Genomic DNA, 15,602 nt, shown 5'->3' on the forward strand with positions numbered 1-15,602 from the left:
ACGGTCTCCGTCAACTTCAAACCGCCGCCTGATCGAGCGTCACCAACTTTCGACCATAGCTCCTCCACATTCGCTTGGAGATTGTCCAAAAACATGGACCTGCGTCATCAGCCTCCTGAGTTCCGACAAAGCTGCGAGATTAACCTGTGGACTGCCAATGCTCATTTCGGCGCAGGCGACGGGGTCCAACATCCAGCCAGCGATCGAGACGACAATGCCGGACGGGCCTTCCACTTTCAGAAACTGTCCCGTCACGCGCCGCTCCACCCGCCGCACACTGACTTTCAGGCCGAAATAGGGATGCCAACGGTAATGAACTTCCCGTTCTTCCCCGACATGGGCAGAATGAACGGGTGATGGCCCTTGGAAGGAAGAATTATCTGTTCATGGGGTCAATCGGTGGCGGCAAAGCTGCCGCAATCGCCTACACACTCATGGAGACATGCAAGCTGAACAACGTCGACCCCGAAGCATGGCTCACATCGGTCCTCCAGCGCTTGCCTGATCACAAGATCAATCGCATCGATGAACTCATGCCGTGGAACTGGCAGGCCGAGAAGGCCTGAAACCGCACCGACACCGGACGGATACCCTAGGCCAGGAGGTCATCGAGGACTATCTGGCGCTGCGCTTGTCACTCCGTGCCCATCCGATGGAGATCCTGCGCCCGAACCTGCCAGAATGTCTGCCGGCGGAGCGCCTGGCAGCGTCAAACGGACGGGTGCTGCTGACCGGGCTGGTCATCACCCGGCAGCGCCCCGGCAGCGCCTCCGGCGTGGTCTTTCTCACGCTCGAAGACGAGACCGGCACCGCAAATGTGGTGGTCTGGAAGAGGGTCTATGAGGCGTTCCGCGCCGCCGTGGTCGCCGGGCGGCTTCTGTGGGTGAAGGGGCGGATCGAGCGCGACGGACAGGTCACCCATCTGATCGCGGAAGCTATCGAGGATCTGTCAGCGCGCCTCTCCACCATCGGGTATCAGCTGCGGATTGGGGCCGAGACCGAGAGGGCAGGGGAGACCGTCAGGCCGACCCGGGCAGCGGGCAGGGCGCGTAGTTTACTCCGGGCGGTTCAAAATGGCTGCAATTTCACGTGTGCCACTGACCTGCTCGATATTGAACGTTCCAGAGACGGAACCTCCGCCAATGAAATCAGCTGAAAAATTCCCGCTGAGCGCGAGACTGGTCCCGTCGTCCCTGACCGAGACACCAGTCATTTCAATCATGATATCGCGCGCCCTTTGTTCCTGACCGCGACCACCAGTCTCTGGTCGGAAACGCAGGCTTCTACCGCGATCCAGCAACGACGGGTCGTTCAGACCGAGCTGGAATTCCAACGCCACCTCGGCGGCCGGGCTTCGCGGGTCGGGGTTTTCGCTGGCGTCGATACTCACGAATATAGCGCCGGGGCCAAGCCCAGCGAGATCCGGTGCAATCCAGCTGGCGCTGTGGATCTCGCGGCCAGCCATACTCTCAAGAAAGGCTGCCGCGTCCGGGGCGGTGCCAACAGGGGCTTCCCGCGCGACAATGGTGCGGGAAAAGGTCACAAGGCCGAGGGCATCAGCATCCTCAATGCTGATCTCGACGAAGCCGGTGATATGATCCCCCGGCAAGCCCAGGCCCTCGGCTTGGGCAAATACAGGGGCGGTCGACGCGCCGAGAAACCCGGCGAACAGGATCGCGCGCAAAAGGCGGTGTTTGATCATTTACTGAGCCTCCATCATGACCCGGCGCTTCATGTTCAGACCGCCGCTCGCCCATTCCATCCCGCCGATCAGGGCGGCGCTGTCGGGCGTCGTGTTCCAGACCATCAGCCGATAGGTAAAGGTCAACGGCACGCCGTCCGAAACTGTGTGTCCGCTGCCGATTAGGCGCGGCAAGCGGTTCACATCACAGCCAACAATCCCTGCCAGTTCATCTATGCTGACCTCGCCATCATCACCGCGCCAATCCGGCTCATCCGGGCCGACATAGCGGAAATTCACCGAAGGGCCGCCGCTTGCGTCCTGCAAGACCAGATCCTCGCCCATCAGCACGAAATTCACCGCATGGGATGAGTGATGCGAGGCACTTACGGATCGGACACCGTCGGTCAAGGTGCCGGGAAAGACCGAAAGCCGGTAATTTCCGACCAGATCCTCCAGCGGCGGCGAGGCGTCACATTCTGATGGGAACAGCTCGATTACATCGGCGCGCAGCGGTGCCCCAAACAGTGGCAGACCAATCAGAGCGGCAATCATCACGTGGCGCATCGTCAATCCTGCCCGCTCAAGGGCGTGTCGAAACTGCCGCTGATTTCATGGCAATCGTCAGGATCGGCCTCCTCGCCCAGCACATCGCTGCGGCAAAGCTGGCCGGTGAAGGTCGCACTGACATGCCCGGTTTCGCCATCAAAATAGAAACTGTCGAAGCGGAATGTCACATTGCTGCGGGTGTCGGGGCTCATTTCCCAGAGCGGCGGGGTGCTGCGGTTGGGATAATAGCTGACCGAGGAGCTTTGCCATATCACCGAGGCGGCGCCATCCTGCGGATGCTCGTCATAGTAATGCGTCAGGTGTAGCGACCCGGCCTCGCGCCCGTCCACGATATGGGCGCCCGTGATCTGCAATACCCTGGCAGCGGGCAGACCCGACGTGCCGCCGATGTCCCCGACCGTCGCCGTAGACATGGTTTTGCCGTCCCGCTCGGTGGCCATGGTATCGAAGCTCAGATCCTCGCCCTGAAAGCTGGCGCGGATCTCGCCGATGTGTTCGAAATCCTGCGCGAAGGCGGGGGCGGCGATCAGGGCCAGCAGGGCGGCGGGCAGAAATCTGTTCATGAAGGTCATCCGTTCAAGGGGCGGCCAGAAGGCCGTCAAAGGTCAGATTAATTTGGCGGAGGGCCGCCATATCGATGGTTCTGCCGTGATCGGTGGTCTGGCCCAATGGGCCAGAAAGGTTGCCGGACAAACAAACCATCCAGAACCGCTGCTTGAAGCATCAGCGTCAAGCAGCATAACCTGAAACCGATGAGCCCAAGCCACCCGCTACAGAACTAGGCCGCCTGTTCCAAATCATTCGATGACGGACAGAGTAGCTTAAATTCGGCAAGATCTTGTCCAAGAGATGGGGTGTAGCTCATCAACTCCGGATCCTGAGCGGTGTCACTCGCCACAATTTATCCGCAAGCTGGCATCCCCAATGATGCGCCAGCCAACTTCGTCGACAAGAGTGATGTGCGGTACTGATATGAACTCTCCTGAAGTCTCAACGGTGAACGGTTCTGACACATGCTGTCCCGCCTGCAATTGTCGATCCGAAGAGTCAAATGGTCCTCCTGATCCTATACTGATGGTCATTGAGTTTCCGGTGGAAGATAACTCAAAGTAGAAATTCTCACCGTCAGGTGCCGTCCCGGGGCCCATGATTTCGATATCCTCGAAGTTGTCCTCAAGAAAGATGCCACAAACGGTCGTCGTAAACTCATATGTACCGACGGGCGATTCAAGCACGCCTGTTTTACCGGGAGGTAAATCATCCAGTATCGGCGTTTCAGCAAAAACACTGCCAGCGACATGTAGCCCGATAAAGACAGTCAGAATTACAAGGCCAGGCGAAGGCGCGTTACGCATGTTTGGTTTGATGCCTCCAGTTGGCGCTTCTGTTCGCCGATTTCATGGATAGGACCAGCCATCATGTTCGACCCGGAAAATGCGTAAAGGTGCGTTCCGGCGCGTTGTGTCCGGGCGAATATAGTAAACAACGCGTTGATTTCGCCCAAAGTTGGTAAAATCGACGTTGATGGTGATCATGCCGCGCAGCATGGGGGTGTCGGGATCAGGTGTCGGCTCTCCGATTGTGCCGTTGAAATCCTGCGCGCCGTAAATCGGATGTGCGCCGATCCGACCTGACGCAAACAGGGCCACGATATCGCTGGTAAAATAATGATTTGCCACGTCAGTGTCCAACACACTGGGCAGATTGCTGTTCTCGGACTGAAACTGACGTTCGTAGAGTTCACGCACCAGATCCACGGCCTGCGCGACCGGATCGAGCCCCGCTTGCGCGGTATAGGGTTCATGCTCGGGTTGCGGCGATGGTTGCGCGGTGGGTGCATATGTCTCGACTCCATCTGGGGTGATGAAGCGCTGCGCCACCCATCCGGCCTTGCTCATTGTCGCATCGCGCATCAGACACCAGCGCGCTGGCAAGGCTTCGATCTGGGCCTGGCTCATGCGGTGGTAATATTCTGCCGTGTAGAAAGGCACACAGGTCACCTGGTGCAATCCCCGCTCATTGTGACCAAAACTGTCGATCACCGGATAGCTCGTACCCGGCCCCATGCGGGCATTCAGGTGATCATTGGCCGAAACCCCGGTGACGCGCCAGGCGTCAGGGCCATGGCCGTCGATTTCAGCTACAGCAGTTACGGCTGTAAGAGTCAAAAGAACCGATGCGACGAAGACGGTTGAACGGGCCTCTGGGGTTGTCATGGCTGTACCTCGATGATTGATCGGCCAAGCACTTTTCTGTCAGTCAGGTCAAGAAAGCGCAGTTCATAGGTTCCGGGGCTGTCCGGCAGGGTCAGGTCAAGACTATTGCCTTCCACAGAGCTCGTAGCGCTGATCCAGCTGAAATCGGCCTGATCGGCGCGCGCCAGCGCCACACGCTGATCTGCGCTGTCGCTGCCGCCGGTCCAGCTGACAGTGATGGTTTCGCCCGGTTTGGCGCTGGCCTGTGCCACAAGTCCCGCGCCATCGTCCAGCGCCGCGTCGGCGGCCAGCACCTCAAGCGGATGGCGTGCCATGACGCGGTCGCCAATCTCGAGGTGATAGCGGATTTCATAGGCGCCCGGCTCTTCCGGTGCGGTCATGTTGCGCTGCGTGGCGTTCTCAACGCGGCGATAACTGCCATACTCGCCATCTTTTGTCCCGACCGGTACGATGGTGACATAGTCGCGCGGATGGATGGCGCCGGTCCAGGTCACGGTCAATTCGCTGCCCGCCCGCAGATGATCCGGACCGCTGAGGGTGACCTGCCCCTCGGTCACCTCGACCGGGGTGCGGGCCAGAACGCGGCCCCCGGCATCAAGTTGCAGCCGCACCTCATAAAGGCCGGGTTCCGCAGGGGCGCGCAGACGACCCTCGGTCTGGCCTTCCATGCGGTCATAATTGGTATAGGCGCTGTCCTCGGCCCCCATCGGCACGATGGTGACATAGTCGCGCGGATGCAGACCCTCGGCCGTCCAAGTGACGGTGAAGGCCGATCCGACCGGAACCTGCGTCGGGGCCGAGACGGTGACCGCCGCATCAACCACCTCTACCGGAGTGCGGGCCAGAACACGGCCACTCTCATCCAGCTGGAGCCGCACCTCATAGAGACCGGGTTCCGCCGGGGCGCGCAGGCGACCCTCGGACTGGCCTTCCATGCGGTCATAATCGGTATAGGCGCCGTCCTCGGCCCCCATCGGCACGATGGTGACATAATCACGCGGGTGCAGCCCTTCGGCCGTCCAGGTGACGGGGAAAGCCGCGCCGACCACGACCTGCGCCGGGGCAGAGACGGTGACGGCGGCGTCCACCACCTCGATGGGGGTGGTGGCGAGGACGACGGGGTTGCGCGCTTCGGTCTGAAGCCGAACCTCATAGAGACCTGGCTCTGCGGGGGCGCGCAGGCGGCCCTCGGACTGGCCTTCCAGGCGGTCGTAATTGGTATAGGTGCCCGCCTTTGCACCTGCCGGAACGATGGTGACATAGTCGCGCGGGTTTATATCCCCCGCGATGGTCCATGAAACCGGGAAGGCGGCACCGACCACCACCTGCGCCGGAGCGGTCACGCTGACCTCGGGCAGGGGCGCCGCAGGGGGTTCGAACACCATCACCTGCGTCAGGGACTGGCCGGCAGAGAGGTCAAGCACGACGCTTTGCTGCTGTTCCCGCGCGGTATGATAGCCGGTGATGGTCCAGCTGCCTTCGCGAACCTCCATCACACCGGGATTGCCGTCGAATTCAAAGCTGTCGCCATCCTGGCTGAATTCCCAGGTGAATGGCGTGTCGATCAGCGGGCCGTCGGCGCTGTCCATCACCGCGCGCAGGGTCAGTTCGGCCAGCGCAGGTGCTGCGGGCGGGAACATCACATGCAGATTGCGCGGGCCTTCAGGGCCGAATGTGCCTTCGGTCTGGACCGGCTGGTCCCAGGCATCGGCGGTGACGGTCACCACATAATCACCAAAGGGCAGATCGAGCGTCAGCGGGTTGCCGGTGGCCTCGCTCACGAAGCTGAACTCATTGTCCGAGATCTGCCAAAACACCTCGCCCGCGACCAGCGGGGCGGAAGGCGGCTCATTCGGCCAGAAGAACACAGGCTCTGGCCCCATCCGCTCGGGGCTTTGATGGGCGGTGAAGGTGAAGGGGCCAGCGGTCGGCGCGGCGACCTGTTCCAGCGCCGCAGTCAGCTCTGCGGCATTGTCGGCGGTGAGGAAGCGGCCGCCGGTCTCTTCGGCGATGCATTGCATTTGCATCAGCGCCTCGGCCTCGCCCTTGACGTCAAAGCCGATGACATGGGCGGTGAAATCAACGCCTGCTTCATTCAGCGCGCGGGCGGCGGCGCAGGGGTCGGGGTTGCAGGTCTCGATCCCGTCCGAGATCAGGATCACGGTCGCCGCCTGTTCGGTATGGCGCAGCGCCTGCGCGGCGGCGATCACGGCATCAGTCATCGGCGTCATGCCGCGCGGGTTCAGCCCGTCGACAATCCGGGCAATCTCCGCCCCGGTGCCGGGGGCGGGGTCTATCATCGTCTGGATGTCGGAACATTGCCCGCGCTCGCGGTGGCCATAGGTGACAAGGCCAAGGTTCTGATCCGCCGGGAAGGTGCCGACAAAATCGCGCACCACATCACGCGCGATGGTGATCTTGTTCACCCCGTCGATCTGCCCCCACATTGAGCCGGAGGCATCGAGGACGAGGATGGTGTTTGGGCGCTCTTGCGCCATCGCGGGCAGCGCCAACCCGAGGGCGAGCGTGGCGGCGGTCAGCCAGGTTTTCATTGGGGGGCTCCTTTCGGTGCGCGGGCAAAACGGGTGCTGACACGCTCTTTCAATTTGCGGAAATGCGAGGAGATCTGTTCAAGCCGGGCATCCCATTCCGGGTCCGGGGTCTGCCCATCGGTGGCCTTGACCCAGACCTGCAACAGGCAGGCCACCGCAAAGGGCTCAAGGAAAGCGGCCTTCACGCTCCAGGCGAACAGCAGCGCAAAGACGAAACCGCCCGCAGACCAGGCGCCGGGCATGGCATAGACCAGAGCGGCTGCGGGCGCGAGCATGACTAGGAACACCACCGCCGCCAGCCCATAGGTGAACAGCGTCAGCCAGGCGGCGTTTTTCAGCATGACCTTCCAGTTCTGGCCATAAAGCACCAGCGCCTCACGCGCCGAACCCCAGGCATCGGCCGATCCGGTGCGGATCGCATGGGCGAGGATGATTTCATCGACAAAGCCGACCGCCACCCGCAAAAACGGCTGCACCACGCCCATCAACTGTTTGACATAGGGAATGGGCAGGATACCGAGGATCCCACGCACAATGCCGGTGACGGCGCGGATCACGCCCTTGACCAGTTGATCCAGCGCGAAAAGCAGCGAGGCCTGACCGAAACGCTCTTTCACGACTGTGGTGGCATGGGCGATCTGGCCGCGCCCTTCGGGCAGGGACTTACCGCCCATCAACTCGACCATGACGGCGATATGCCCGGCCTTGACGATATAAAGGATATATTCGCGCACCCAATACATCACCGCCCCGGTGATGCCGAAACCGATCATCCCGCCCCAGGCCATGCTCTGGGCGCGGAAATCATCGTCGCCAAAGGCACCGACGCCCCAGCCGATCCCGATCCCGGTGCCGGTTGCCAGCATATAGGCCAGCGTGATCCCGAAATAGACGCCGGCGCGCAGAGCCACAAAGGGCAGCGTGCGCATCATCAGGCCGATGGCCTGGCTGATACTGAAATCCCACATCCGGAAAATTGCTCCTACCCATTCGAATTGTGGCACCCTAACGGGCTTTCCGCGCCCCCGCCCCGTTCGTTCAGAGGGGGAAAAGCCGGAAAAACTTTGGCAGTCTGGGCCGGACGGCTTATCCTGCCCCCGTTCAACGGCAATTTTTCAGCGGACCCCTCTCTTGTTCGATCTTCGCATAGTGGCAGCCGCCCTCCTCATATCGTCCCTTCATGCCAGCCCGTCACAGGCCCAGGATATCTATTATGAGCTTGATGGCGGGGTGGTTTCGGGCGGGCTCTATGCCGATGCGATCATGGAACTGCCGGTGCATGAGCTGTCCACCAGCACTGCTGTGACCGAAGGCATCCAGCATTTCGAGGGCCACCTGATGCGCGATGTGCTGGCCCTGTTGCGGCGGGAGGAGGGAGAGGTGGTCACCCTCGGCGCGCTGAATGGCTATGAGATCGAGATCCCGATGGAGGATTTCCACCGCTTTGACGTGGTCCTTGCCCATAGCATGAACGGCGAGCGGCTCAGCCCACGCGACAAGGGGCCCTACTGGATCGTCTATCCCCGCGATCAGCATCAGGAATTGCAGGATATCCGTTATGACATCCGCTGGATCTGGCAGTTGAACCGGATCGAGATCCGTTGACCAGGCGCCCGCGCCAACTGCTCGGGGTTGTCCTGCCGCTTTTGACAATCGCCGTCTTTGCGACGGTGCTGGCGTTTTCCTACCGGCAGCTTACGGTTGCGCAAAGCACGCTGCGGATCGAGATCACCCAGAATATGCTCTGGGTAATCTCCCGCGCCGAAGCCGCGCATCTGCGGTTGGCCGAGGCCACGGCCCATGCCGGCATGGGCGACAGGGCCGATCTGCACGAGAAGCTTGATATCTGGTTCAGCACGGCGCGGATCCTATTGGATGAGCCGCAGCGTTCGCGGATGCTGCATCTGGGGCTTGATGAAACACTGGTAGCGCTGGAGGACGCAGGACCACAGCTTGAGGCCGATATCGCCCAGCTGCTGCGGGGCGAAGTTACGGCAAAAGATCGGCTGCAAGAGGTTCTCCAGCCACTGACGCGCCAGCTCGGGCGGGCGGCGAACCGGGCGATGGTGGCGGAATGGAACGATATCGGCGCCCAGTTGGACGAGACCGCCAGCCGGATGCGCCAGATCGGTTTCTCGCTCGGGGTGATTGCGCTGGCCGGCGCGGTGCTGATCCTGACGCTGGTGCTGACCGCTCGGTCCTCGAACCGCCGGGCCGCGCAATTGCAGGCCGAGCGGGCGTTTTCGCAACTGTTGGTCAGCGCCGGGGATCGCGGCGTGGTGGCTTTTGATGCGGCCGGGAAATGTTCCCTGTGGAATGAGGTGATGGAAAAGCTGCTCGGCATCCGCGCGGGTGATGCTCTTGCGCGGGTGCCGGACGAAATCAGCGGTCTTTTCGCCACCGAACATGTCGGGGCGCTGCTTTCCGACATCATGGGCGGGCGGGCGCGCGTGTCGCTGGATCAGCCGGTGTTCGGGCCGAATGGCGGCCCGCCCGTCTATGTCGACCTGATGGGCTTTCCGCTGCGGTCTGAGGATCAGGTGATCGGCGCGGTGCTGATCGCTTCCGATGTGACCGAACGCCACGATGCACAGCGTGAACTGGCCCGGCACCGCGACCATCTCGAGGCCGAGGTCACGCGCCGCACAGAAGAGCTGGACGCGGCCCTGACCCGCGAACGCGCCTCGCTTGAAATCTACCGCAACTTTGCAGCCATGGTCTCGCATCAGTTCCGCACGCCGCTGGCGGTGATTGATTCCGGTCTGCAACGCCTGATCCGGCGCGGCACCAGCGCCGATCCGGCTGAGATCAGCGAACGCGCCACCCGCGCCCGCGGTGCGGTGGCGCAACTGGTGCGGCTGGTGGAAAGCATCCTTGATGCCGCGCGCCTTGACGCGGGCCAGATGACCAACGATGCGCACCAGCTCGATATTTCGGAGCTTGTGCAGGGCATTGTCGCACGTGAGGGCCAAAGCCTCTCTCCGGTCCAGATCGAAACCGGGGCCACGCCCGCCAATGTCACCGGAGATGCCACCCAGATCGAGCATATCCTGCTCAACCTTCTGACCAACGCCCGCAAGTATACCGGGGCGGGCCTGCCGATCCGCGTCACCATTCGCGCGCAGGACGAGCAAGTGCAGATCAAGGTCACAAACCGGGGCCGGATCGTCGCCAATGACCGGCCGCATGTCTTTGATCGTTACTATCGCGGCGGCGGGGTCGAGGGGATCGGCGGCATCGGCCTTGGCCTCTACATGGCGCGCAGCCTTGCGCGGTTACAAGGCGGTGATCTGGCCTTGCTGGATCCGCCCGAGGATGAAGGCGCGGATGCGGTGGTCTTTGCGCTGACCCTGCCCGCAACCGACCCGGAAAGGAGCCACAATGCGAGGATCTGACGGTAAAGGGTTGATCCTTTGCATCGACGATGAGGTCGACCTGCTGTGTGATCTGGCCGAGGAACTGCGCGAGGCGGGCTATGGCGTGATCGAGGCCAGCACCGGGGCCGAGGCTCTGGATCAGCTCGAGCAGGTGCAGCCGGATCTGATCCTGTGCGATATCTCGATGCCGGGGATGGATGGCCATGAGTTGCTGCAAGCGGTGAAGGCTGCGGGCGGTAGCAATTCGGCGGCACCCTTTGTCTTCCTGACCGCGCTGGCGGAACGGGAACAGATCATCGAGGGCAAGCGCCTTGGTGCCGATGACTATCTGGTCAAACCGATCGACTATGACCTGATGCTGGCCACGGTCGAGACCCGCCTGCGCCAGATCCGCCTCTGGCCCAGGCAGACGGCGATCCCCCTGCCATGGGCTGCTTCGGACCGGCCCGAGGCGCTGGCGGTTCTTGATCTGCTGGCGGTCGGCGTCATCCTGACCGATGCCGCGCGCCGGGTCCATTTCGTGAATGCGATGGCCAGAGGCATCCTGCAAGATACGGGCGCGCTCATCACCGAAGGGGCGCTCAGCGCCGCCGACGACAGCGAAAACCGCAAGCTCGGATCATGGCTGCAGCAGATCGCGCAGGAGGGGTCGGACAGCGGCGCCAGCCCGCTCGCCCTGCCCTGCCCGGACGGTGCGCGGAGCCTCTCTCTGCTCGGAGTACCGTTTCAGGCGAATGGACACGCGGCCCGGATCGCGATCTTTCTCGGCGACCGCCAGAAGCCGCCGCTGCCGCGCGCCGAGACGCTTTCCGCGCTCTATGGCCTGACCCCGACCGAGGCCCGGATTGCGCTGCTTCTCGCCAGTGGAGACAAACCGGCGGCCATTGCGACCGCCCTCGGCGTCTCTGCAACCACCGTCGCCTTCCATCTGCGCAACATATTCGAGAAGACGGGTGCAGACCGGCAGGCGACGCTGGTCGGTATCCTCTTCGCTTGCCCGGCGATATCGGAAGCGTCATCGCTTCCTGTTGCCGAGGTCAATCGAACAGACCGCTGCGGCACCGAGTGAACGTCCGGACGTTTGCTCAATGTTTTCCTGCTCCTTCAAGCAGTTTCAGAAAAGCCTGCCTCACATCTTGCAGTAGCGCAAAATATGCCTTTAGAAGTCGAGCCCGTTCGCCTCTGCGCTGTGTGGATTCCGAGTCTGACAGCGACGTACAATCATCTTTGGACGTAGGCGGATTCAAAAGTGCAGGAGCGTCCATATCAAATAGCATCGCAATCTTGGCTAGACGTCTGGCGGAAAGGCTGTTTCGTCCTGCCTCGTATTTTTGCAGCTGCTGATAGCTGATGCCGCTCCCGGCCGCGACCTCAGGGAGTGACAGGCGGCGGCTGGTTCGCAGTTCCTTCAGTCTACGACCGAGGCGTTTGTCAAAGTTGTCGAATTCGTCGCCCGACTCGGCCTATCCTATACCGAACAGAAGCGAATGCTGCGGTGCGCCCCCGCAAACCATCCTTGTCACCCTGGTGATCGGGGAGGAAAACCGAACCTGTCCGGTCCCTATGACCTTTAGCACCGGCGCGCCTGGACATACGTCACAGGCTCCCCGACCGCATGGTCAAGGAATCGGCGCCGTTTCGGCCGACGTCAATACCGACGGGTTCAGGGGTTTCCACGCCCCAGGGACGACGCGTGGCGTCCCTGAAAGGAGTGTATCGGTTTCAGGGGGTTGGGAGCAAGATGGCGCGTTGGCCCCTTAGACGGGGGGCCGGTCAGGCTCCTGTGCCTTTGGTGGCCGGGGCTTCTGGTGCATCAGCGCCGTCCGTCTCACGCAGCCTTCGACCTGCAAGATTCCAGTTGTGCCTAGGCTCATCCCAGTTTTGCGTCGAGGTAAGCTGTTGGTCCACGTAGTCGCGGAACTCTTGTTCACCGACCCGGAGCTGGAATGAGTAGAGCCGATTGACGATTTCGCGCATCAATTCGCCCATCTCGTCATCGCTGATCCTGGAGACCTCCGACCATGGGAACTCCCGGCCGTTGGCATCGGTCACGATCACATCGGAATAGTCCCCGGTATGGCTGACGACGCCGGGACCCGCATGCAGGGTTTCAAGACAGGTATTGCGAACACAGATCAGCGCCATGGGCTTGGACATGACAGAGGCAATCTTGCGCTCAAGGTCGGTGGGCATGGCTTCCTCCTCTCGCAATGCGAGCGAGGGCCTGTCGTGCCCCGCCCTGTTGATCAGATCGCGAAATCTTCCAGCGATTTTCCTGTGGCCAGAGCCTCGCCGATCCAGCCCGGTTTGCGTCCGCGCCCGGACCAGGTCAGGTCCGGGTTTCCGGGATGGCGATATTTCGCGACCGAAGGAGAACGCTTCCGGCTCGGCGCAGCTTCTGCAAGATCTTCGAACGAATAGCCGAGTTCGCGGGCCAGCTCATCGACCTTCGCGCGGGCTTCGGCTCTACGGCGCTCCTCAAAGGAGGCGATCGCCTTGGTGACTGACTTTTCCAACTGCTTCAGTTCGCTCAGCGAAAATGCGTCGAGGTTGATTTCGGTCATCATTGTCCCCTTTGTTCTGAAGCATTGATAGGGCAGGGCGCGGTGGTGGGCAATTCCTCTTGCCGGGACATGGCCTGACAAGCCTTCATGCCCTAAAGCTGTGGTATGAGCAGGAGATCACAACCAAGACCATTTCGGCGTCCCAGAGCGGGGCGGTCAACTTATGGAGATCGGCGTCGAAGCGACGGCGGCAATCGTCTGCTCCAGCTTCTGGCAGTGGCTGGCGGTGCGCTGGCTGTCGGATTTTTCGTAGTAGAGCGTTTTCCCGAGCTTCTCGGACCCATTCCCGAGCTCACAGCGCTGCGCGTGATCGAGGGGCCGGTCAGTCACGTTCGTGATGGCGATACGATCGAGGTGGTCGGTGTTCCGGTCCGGTTTGGGTCGCTGGACTGCGCCGAGCGCGAGACACAAGCAGGTCAGGTGGCGACCCGTGGGCTGCGAGAATTGATCGCCGGACAGTCCCTCACCTGCGCCCTGAACGGCCGCACCAGCTATGATCGCAGCATCGGTCGCTGCACTTTGCCCGATGGACGCGACCTGGCCGCACTGATGATCCGGGAAGGATTGTGCGGCCGATACTGGTGACGGCAGCCCTATCGGATCCAGAGTGAGAGAGCGGGTGGTTTGACCGTGACGGGTCCGGGCTGGGGGAGAGGCCTCCGGCGGCCCGTCGCGGAGTGACCTTCATGAACAACATGCAGATTCTGGAACCCGCGCGCCCGGTGCGCGGCGGCTACAAGGTGGATGTCAGCCGGGGTGAACGCAACGGCCGGGTATCGTCCGAATGGTTCAACCGGCCCGACGACGAGCGTTATCTTTCGCTCGACGACCTCTGGGCCTCGGTCAAGGCGCGCTCGGAGCGCAGCACGTCACGGATCGTCGAGACGGCAAAGATCCATGTCGAGGCCAGTCGCGACAATTCCGAACGGCTGCAGCTGATCCTGCCGAAGGCGGATGCACCGCTGGCACCGACCCATTGGGCCTTTGGTCAACTCGCCAGCCTGGTTGGTGCGCCGGCGTCGTATCTGCGCCAGCTGCCCGCGCCGCTGGCCGGGATCAATCTGCAGTATGGCCTCTCGGGTCACCGCGCCGAGCAGATCAAGACCTTCGAGACCGAAGGCGGCAGGACAGAGCTGCGCGCGGTGACCGGCCCGGATTATGGCCGGATCTATGACCATGAGCTGGTCGAGGCCGTGCAGCGCATCGCGGGCAATGGCACCGGTGATACCCGTTGGAAGGTGCCGGGCACGCTCGACTGGTCGACCGGGGTCTATAACGTTTCTGCTGGTGGCAGCAATGGCTCGGTCACGGGTGCGGCCGGATCGAGGATCGGCGCAGGCTTCTTAGTCCTACGTTTGCGAGGAGTGGCCTTCACCTCAGAACCCGTCTTAACGGCAGCAACCCGCCGCGCATTTGTCAACTCTTCTATGGTGGTGTCGCTCTTCACAGGCAGCCGGAGCCTTTCGGTCTCGACAATACGGCGGAAGCAGCGGAGCTTCACATTGCGCAGCGCTTTAACACAGCGGGCGAGTGCATTCTGGGCAGTCTGAGCGGATTTATTGGCCTCTTCGAGCTTAAGATCCCCATAGATCGTCAAAAACTGGACCATCCTCATGATGTCGTCGGCGGACTTAAACAGCTCCAAAAGCTGCATCGAGCGGTTTGATTGAATGCCAACCTCAACGACATGCGGCTTGCGGGACTTGGCCATCCCACCATTGGAAATCTGCTCGTAATGACCGTGCAGCTTGGTCAGAGTTTCCGAAAGCTCATCCAGCGCATCCTGGAACTCCTGAAGGTATGCATTGAATTCCGCTCGGTCTGTGAGGCGCTCCCGGGCCACGTAATCGATCGCCACCGCGTACTCGTTACAAGCCGCAAAATCCCGCGTGAACAGAAGTCCGATTTCATGGGTGTGAAGTTCAATATCCTGCATGATCTCTGGGATCTGAGGGCGATAGATGTGTTTCCGCTGTGCCGCGCCGGCCAAGCGTCGCCCCGCGATCTCGGCCTGCCTGTCGGGCGGAAGATCGGAAATCGAAACGCGCCGCTCAACACTCTTGGCTCGGGCGCTATCAGAAGGATTTTCCTTCTCCTTTGCTGTCGGCCTTTTCGACTGAGCAGTATCAACTGAAGGCCTCCCCGCCTTCGCACGGCGGCGCCGTACACGTTTTTTCAATGGCTTGTCAGGTGCGACGGCCTCAGCAGATGTGGCCTCGGGTGCTGACACTTCCGTACTAAGCTCCGTCATGTTTATCCTGCTTGATAAGGAAAAAAACCGTTACATGTATCAAATACTAGCCAGGGAAGATTTCCAAATCTACTCAATTATCGAAGGCGATAGTAGCTCGCTATCAGAATGGCCCTTGTCAGAAGAATTTTGGTGTGGCTAAAATTGCCCCACTTTCTGCTTCGCAGAGTCCAGATCGTCGTCTGGGGCAGAGGCCAAAGACAAACTGATCGCAGGCAGATACCTGCGGCGCAACGGCCCGAAAGGGTGCATCTCGTCTGATCTTAGGATCATTCAGGTGGCTGGCTTATGAAGCCTATGCGGTGGTTGTAATGACCTTGAGGGAGAGCGAGAGATCCCGAACCGCACCACAGTCTGAGGGATATGGCCCCTCAGCCACGCCCGTCCGGCC

The 15,602-nt window shown here is 61.5% G+C and carries 17 protein-coding genes and 3 pseudogenes; 10 read left to right on the top strand and 10 right to left on the bottom strand.

Annotated features, from left to right (window positions below; translation table 11 throughout):
- The 3 genes and pseudogenes from EP867_RS20065 to EP867_RS14810 all read left to right on the top strand — a co-directional run.
- A partial coding sequence (locus EP867_RS20065) for a hypothetical protein (protein WP_206616347.1) occupies positions 1 to 357 on the top strand: 357 nt, incomplete at its 5' end.
- A pseudogene (locus tag EP867_RS14805) lies at positions 351 to 566 on the top strand (transposase domain-containing protein); the annotation flags it as partial. The gene EP867_RS20065 and the pseudogene EP867_RS14805, both read left to right, overlap by 7 nt.
- Positions 539 to 1,156 carry an OB-fold nucleic acid binding domain-containing protein gene (locus EP867_RS14810; protein WP_322099031.1) on the top strand — a complete coding sequence of 206 codons (618 nt, stop codon included), beginning with the start codon at positions 539 to 541 and terminating at the stop codon, positions 1,154 to 1,156. The pseudogene EP867_RS14805 and the gene EP867_RS14810, both read left to right, overlap by 28 nt.
- On the opposite strand, the gene EP867_RS14815 is transcribed toward EP867_RS14810, so the two are convergent.
- Genes EP867_RS14815 through EP867_RS14825 form a run of 3 tightly spaced genes read right to left on the bottom strand, consistent with a single transcriptional unit; the run spans position 1,055 to position 2,814 of the window.
- Entirely contained in the window at positions 1,055 to 1,702 is a 648-nt protein-coding gene (locus tag EP867_RS14815; RefSeq protein WP_128490266.1) for a hypothetical protein, read from the bottom strand. The genes EP867_RS14810 and EP867_RS14815 overlap by 102 nt on opposite strands.
- Positions 1,703 to 2,236, bottom strand: coding sequence for a hypothetical protein (locus tag EP867_RS14820; protein ID WP_128490267.1), 534 nt, complete (start codon positions 2,234 to 2,236; stop codon positions 1,703 to 1,705). It lies immediately after the preceding gene.
- A gap of 14 nt (positions 2,237 to 2,250) precedes the next feature.
- Positions 2,251 to 2,814, bottom strand: coding sequence for a hypothetical protein (locus tag EP867_RS14825; protein ID WP_128490268.1), 564 nt, complete (start codon positions 2,812 to 2,814; stop codon positions 2,251 to 2,253).
- Between EP867_RS14825 and EP867_RS14830 the strand changes: the two genes are divergently transcribed.
- Positions 2,813 to 2,998, top strand: coding sequence for a hypothetical protein (locus EP867_RS14830; RefSeq protein WP_128490269.1), 186 nt, complete (start codon positions 2,813 to 2,815; stop codon positions 2,996 to 2,998). The genes EP867_RS14825 and EP867_RS14830 overlap by 2 nt on opposite strands.
- A 140-nt stretch (positions 2,999 to 3,138) precedes the next feature.
- Here EP867_RS14830 and EP867_RS14835 read toward each other — a convergent pair whose 3' ends face one another.
- From EP867_RS14835 to EP867_RS14850, 4 genes are read right to left on the bottom strand one after another with little or no spacing between them, the layout of a single operon-like run.
- Entirely contained in the window at positions 3,139 to 3,606 is a 468-nt protein-coding gene (locus EP867_RS14835) for a hypothetical protein (RefSeq protein WP_128490270.1), read from the bottom strand.
- Between the two features lie 42 nt (positions 3,607 to 3,648).
- Positions 3,649 to 4,467 (bottom strand): SH3 domain-containing protein, encoded by an 819-nt coding sequence (locus EP867_RS14840; protein ID WP_128490271.1) that lies wholly within the window; start codon positions 4,465 to 4,467, stop codon positions 3,649 to 3,651.
- Positions 4,464 to 7,019, bottom strand: coding sequence for a VWA domain-containing protein (locus EP867_RS14845; RefSeq protein WP_128490272.1), 2,556 nt, complete (start codon positions 7,017 to 7,019; stop codon positions 4,464 to 4,466). The genes EP867_RS14840 and EP867_RS14845 overlap by 4 nt, the downstream gene beginning before the upstream one ends.
- On the bottom strand, positions 7,016 to 7,987 hold the full coding sequence (locus EP867_RS14850; protein WP_128490273.1) for a hypothetical protein: 972 nt from the start codon (positions 7,985 to 7,987) through the stop codon (positions 7,016 to 7,018). The genes EP867_RS14845 and EP867_RS14850 overlap by 4 nt, the downstream gene beginning before the upstream one ends.
- Before the next feature lie 163 nt (positions 7,988 to 8,150).
- On the opposite strand from EP867_RS14850, the gene EP867_RS14855 reads away from it, so the two are divergent.
- From EP867_RS14855 to EP867_RS14865, 3 genes are read left to right on the top strand one after another with little or no spacing between them, the layout of a single operon-like run.
- Positions 8,151 to 8,624 (top strand): molybdopterin-dependent oxidoreductase, encoded by a 474-nt coding sequence (locus tag EP867_RS14855; protein ID WP_241656926.1) that lies wholly within the window; start codon positions 8,151 to 8,153, stop codon positions 8,622 to 8,624.
- Positions 8,621 to 10,414 (top strand): sensor histidine kinase, encoded by a 1,794-nt coding sequence (locus EP867_RS14860; protein WP_128490275.1) that lies wholly within the window; start codon positions 8,621 to 8,623, stop codon positions 10,412 to 10,414. Before EP867_RS14855 ends, EP867_RS14860 begins: the two co-directional genes overlap by 4 nt.
- A gap of 10 nt (positions 10,415 to 10,424) precedes the next feature.
- Positions 10,425 to 11,465: a response regulator gene (locus EP867_RS14865; RefSeq protein WP_164888888.1), complete on the top strand. Its 1,041-nt coding sequence runs from the start codon at positions 10,425 to 10,427 to the stop codon at positions 11,463 to 11,465.
- A gap of 16 nt (positions 11,466 to 11,481) precedes the next feature.
- Here EP867_RS14865 and EP867_RS20535 read toward each other — a convergent pair.
- The 3 genes and pseudogenes from EP867_RS20535 to EP867_RS14880 all read right to left on the bottom strand — a co-directional run.
- Positions 11,482 to 11,811 (bottom strand): annotated as a pseudogene (locus tag EP867_RS20535) (helix-turn-helix domain-containing protein); the annotation flags it as partial.
- A gap of 358 nt (positions 11,812 to 12,169) precedes the next feature.
- On the bottom strand, positions 12,170 to 12,589 hold the full coding sequence (locus EP867_RS14875) for a hypothetical protein (protein ID WP_128490277.1): 420 nt from the start codon (positions 12,587 to 12,589) through the stop codon (positions 12,170 to 12,172).
- Positions 12,590 to 12,642: 53 nt separating this feature from the next.
- Complete coding sequence (locus tag EP867_RS14880; protein WP_128490278.1) at positions 12,643 to 12,960, bottom strand: H-NS histone family protein; 318 nt, start codon at positions 12,958 to 12,960, stop codon at positions 12,643 to 12,645.
- Between the two features lie 216 nt (positions 12,961 to 13,176).
- Here EP867_RS14880 and EP867_RS14885 point away from each other — a divergent pair, with 216 nt between their 5' ends.
- From EP867_RS14885 to EP867_RS14895, 3 genes and pseudogenes are all read left to right on the top strand, one after another.
- Positions 13,177 to 13,545 (top strand): thermonuclease family protein, encoded by a 369-nt coding sequence (locus EP867_RS14885; RefSeq protein WP_128490279.1) that lies wholly within the window; start codon positions 13,177 to 13,179, stop codon positions 13,543 to 13,545.
- A 101-nt stretch (positions 13,546 to 13,646) separates the two neighbouring features.
- Positions 13,647 to 14,309: pseudogene (locus EP867_RS14890) on the top strand (DUF932 domain-containing protein); the annotation flags it as partial.
- Between the two features lie 317 nt (positions 14,310 to 14,626).
- Positions 14,627 to 15,094 carry a hypothetical protein gene (locus tag EP867_RS14895; protein WP_128490280.1) on the top strand — a complete coding sequence of 156 codons (468 nt, stop codon included), beginning with the start codon at positions 14,627 to 14,629 and terminating at the stop codon, positions 15,092 to 15,094.
- The last annotated feature ends 508 nt before the right edge of the window (positions 15,095 to 15,602 follow it).

It is taken from the genome of Falsigemmobacter intermedius (assembly GCF_004054105.1).
Classification (GTDB): Bacteria; Pseudomonadota; Alphaproteobacteria; order Rhodobacterales; family Rhodobacteraceae; genus Wagnerdoeblera; species Wagnerdoeblera intermedia.

Excerpts from the sequence above, each read along its gene's own strand:
- EP867_RS14825 (WP_128490268.1), bottom strand. The coding sequence starts at position 2,814 with ATGAACAGATTTCTGCCCGCCGCCCTGCTGGCCCTGATCGCCGCCCCC.
- EP867_RS14845 (WP_128490272.1), bottom strand. The coding sequence starts at position 7,019 with ATGAAAACCTGGCTGACCGCCGCCACGCTCGCCCTCGGGTTGGCGCTG.
- EP867_RS14830 (WP_128490269.1), top strand. The coding sequence starts at position 2,813 with ATGAAGGTCATCCGTTCAAGGGGCGGCCAGAAGGCCGTCAAAGGTCAG.
- EP867_RS14835 (WP_128490270.1), bottom strand. The coding sequence starts at position 3,606 with ATGCGTAACGCGCCTTCGCCTGGCCTTGTAATTCTGACTGTCTTTATC.
- EP867_RS14850 (WP_128490273.1), bottom strand. The coding sequence starts at position 7,987 with ATGTGGGATTTCAGTATCAGCCAGGCCATCGGCCTGATGATGCGCACG.
- EP867_RS14840 (WP_128490271.1), bottom strand. The coding sequence starts at position 4,467 with ATGACAACCCCAGAGGCCCGTTCAACCGTCTTCGTCGCATCGGTTCTT.
- EP867_RS14815 (WP_128490266.1), bottom strand. The coding sequence starts at position 1,702 with ATGATCAAACACCGCCTTTTGCGCGCGATCCTGTTCGCCGGGTTTCTC.
- EP867_RS14875 (WP_128490277.1), bottom strand. The coding sequence starts at position 12,589 with ATGCCCACCGACCTTGAGCGCAAGATTGCCTCTGTCATGTCCAAGCCC.
- EP867_RS14880 (WP_128490278.1), bottom strand. The coding sequence starts at position 12,960 with ATGACCGAAATCAACCTCGACGCATTTTCGCTGAGCGAACTGAAGCAG.
- EP867_RS14820 (WP_128490267.1), bottom strand. The coding sequence starts at position 2,236 with ATGATTGCCGCTCTGATTGGTCTGCCACTGTTTGGGGCACCGCTGCGC.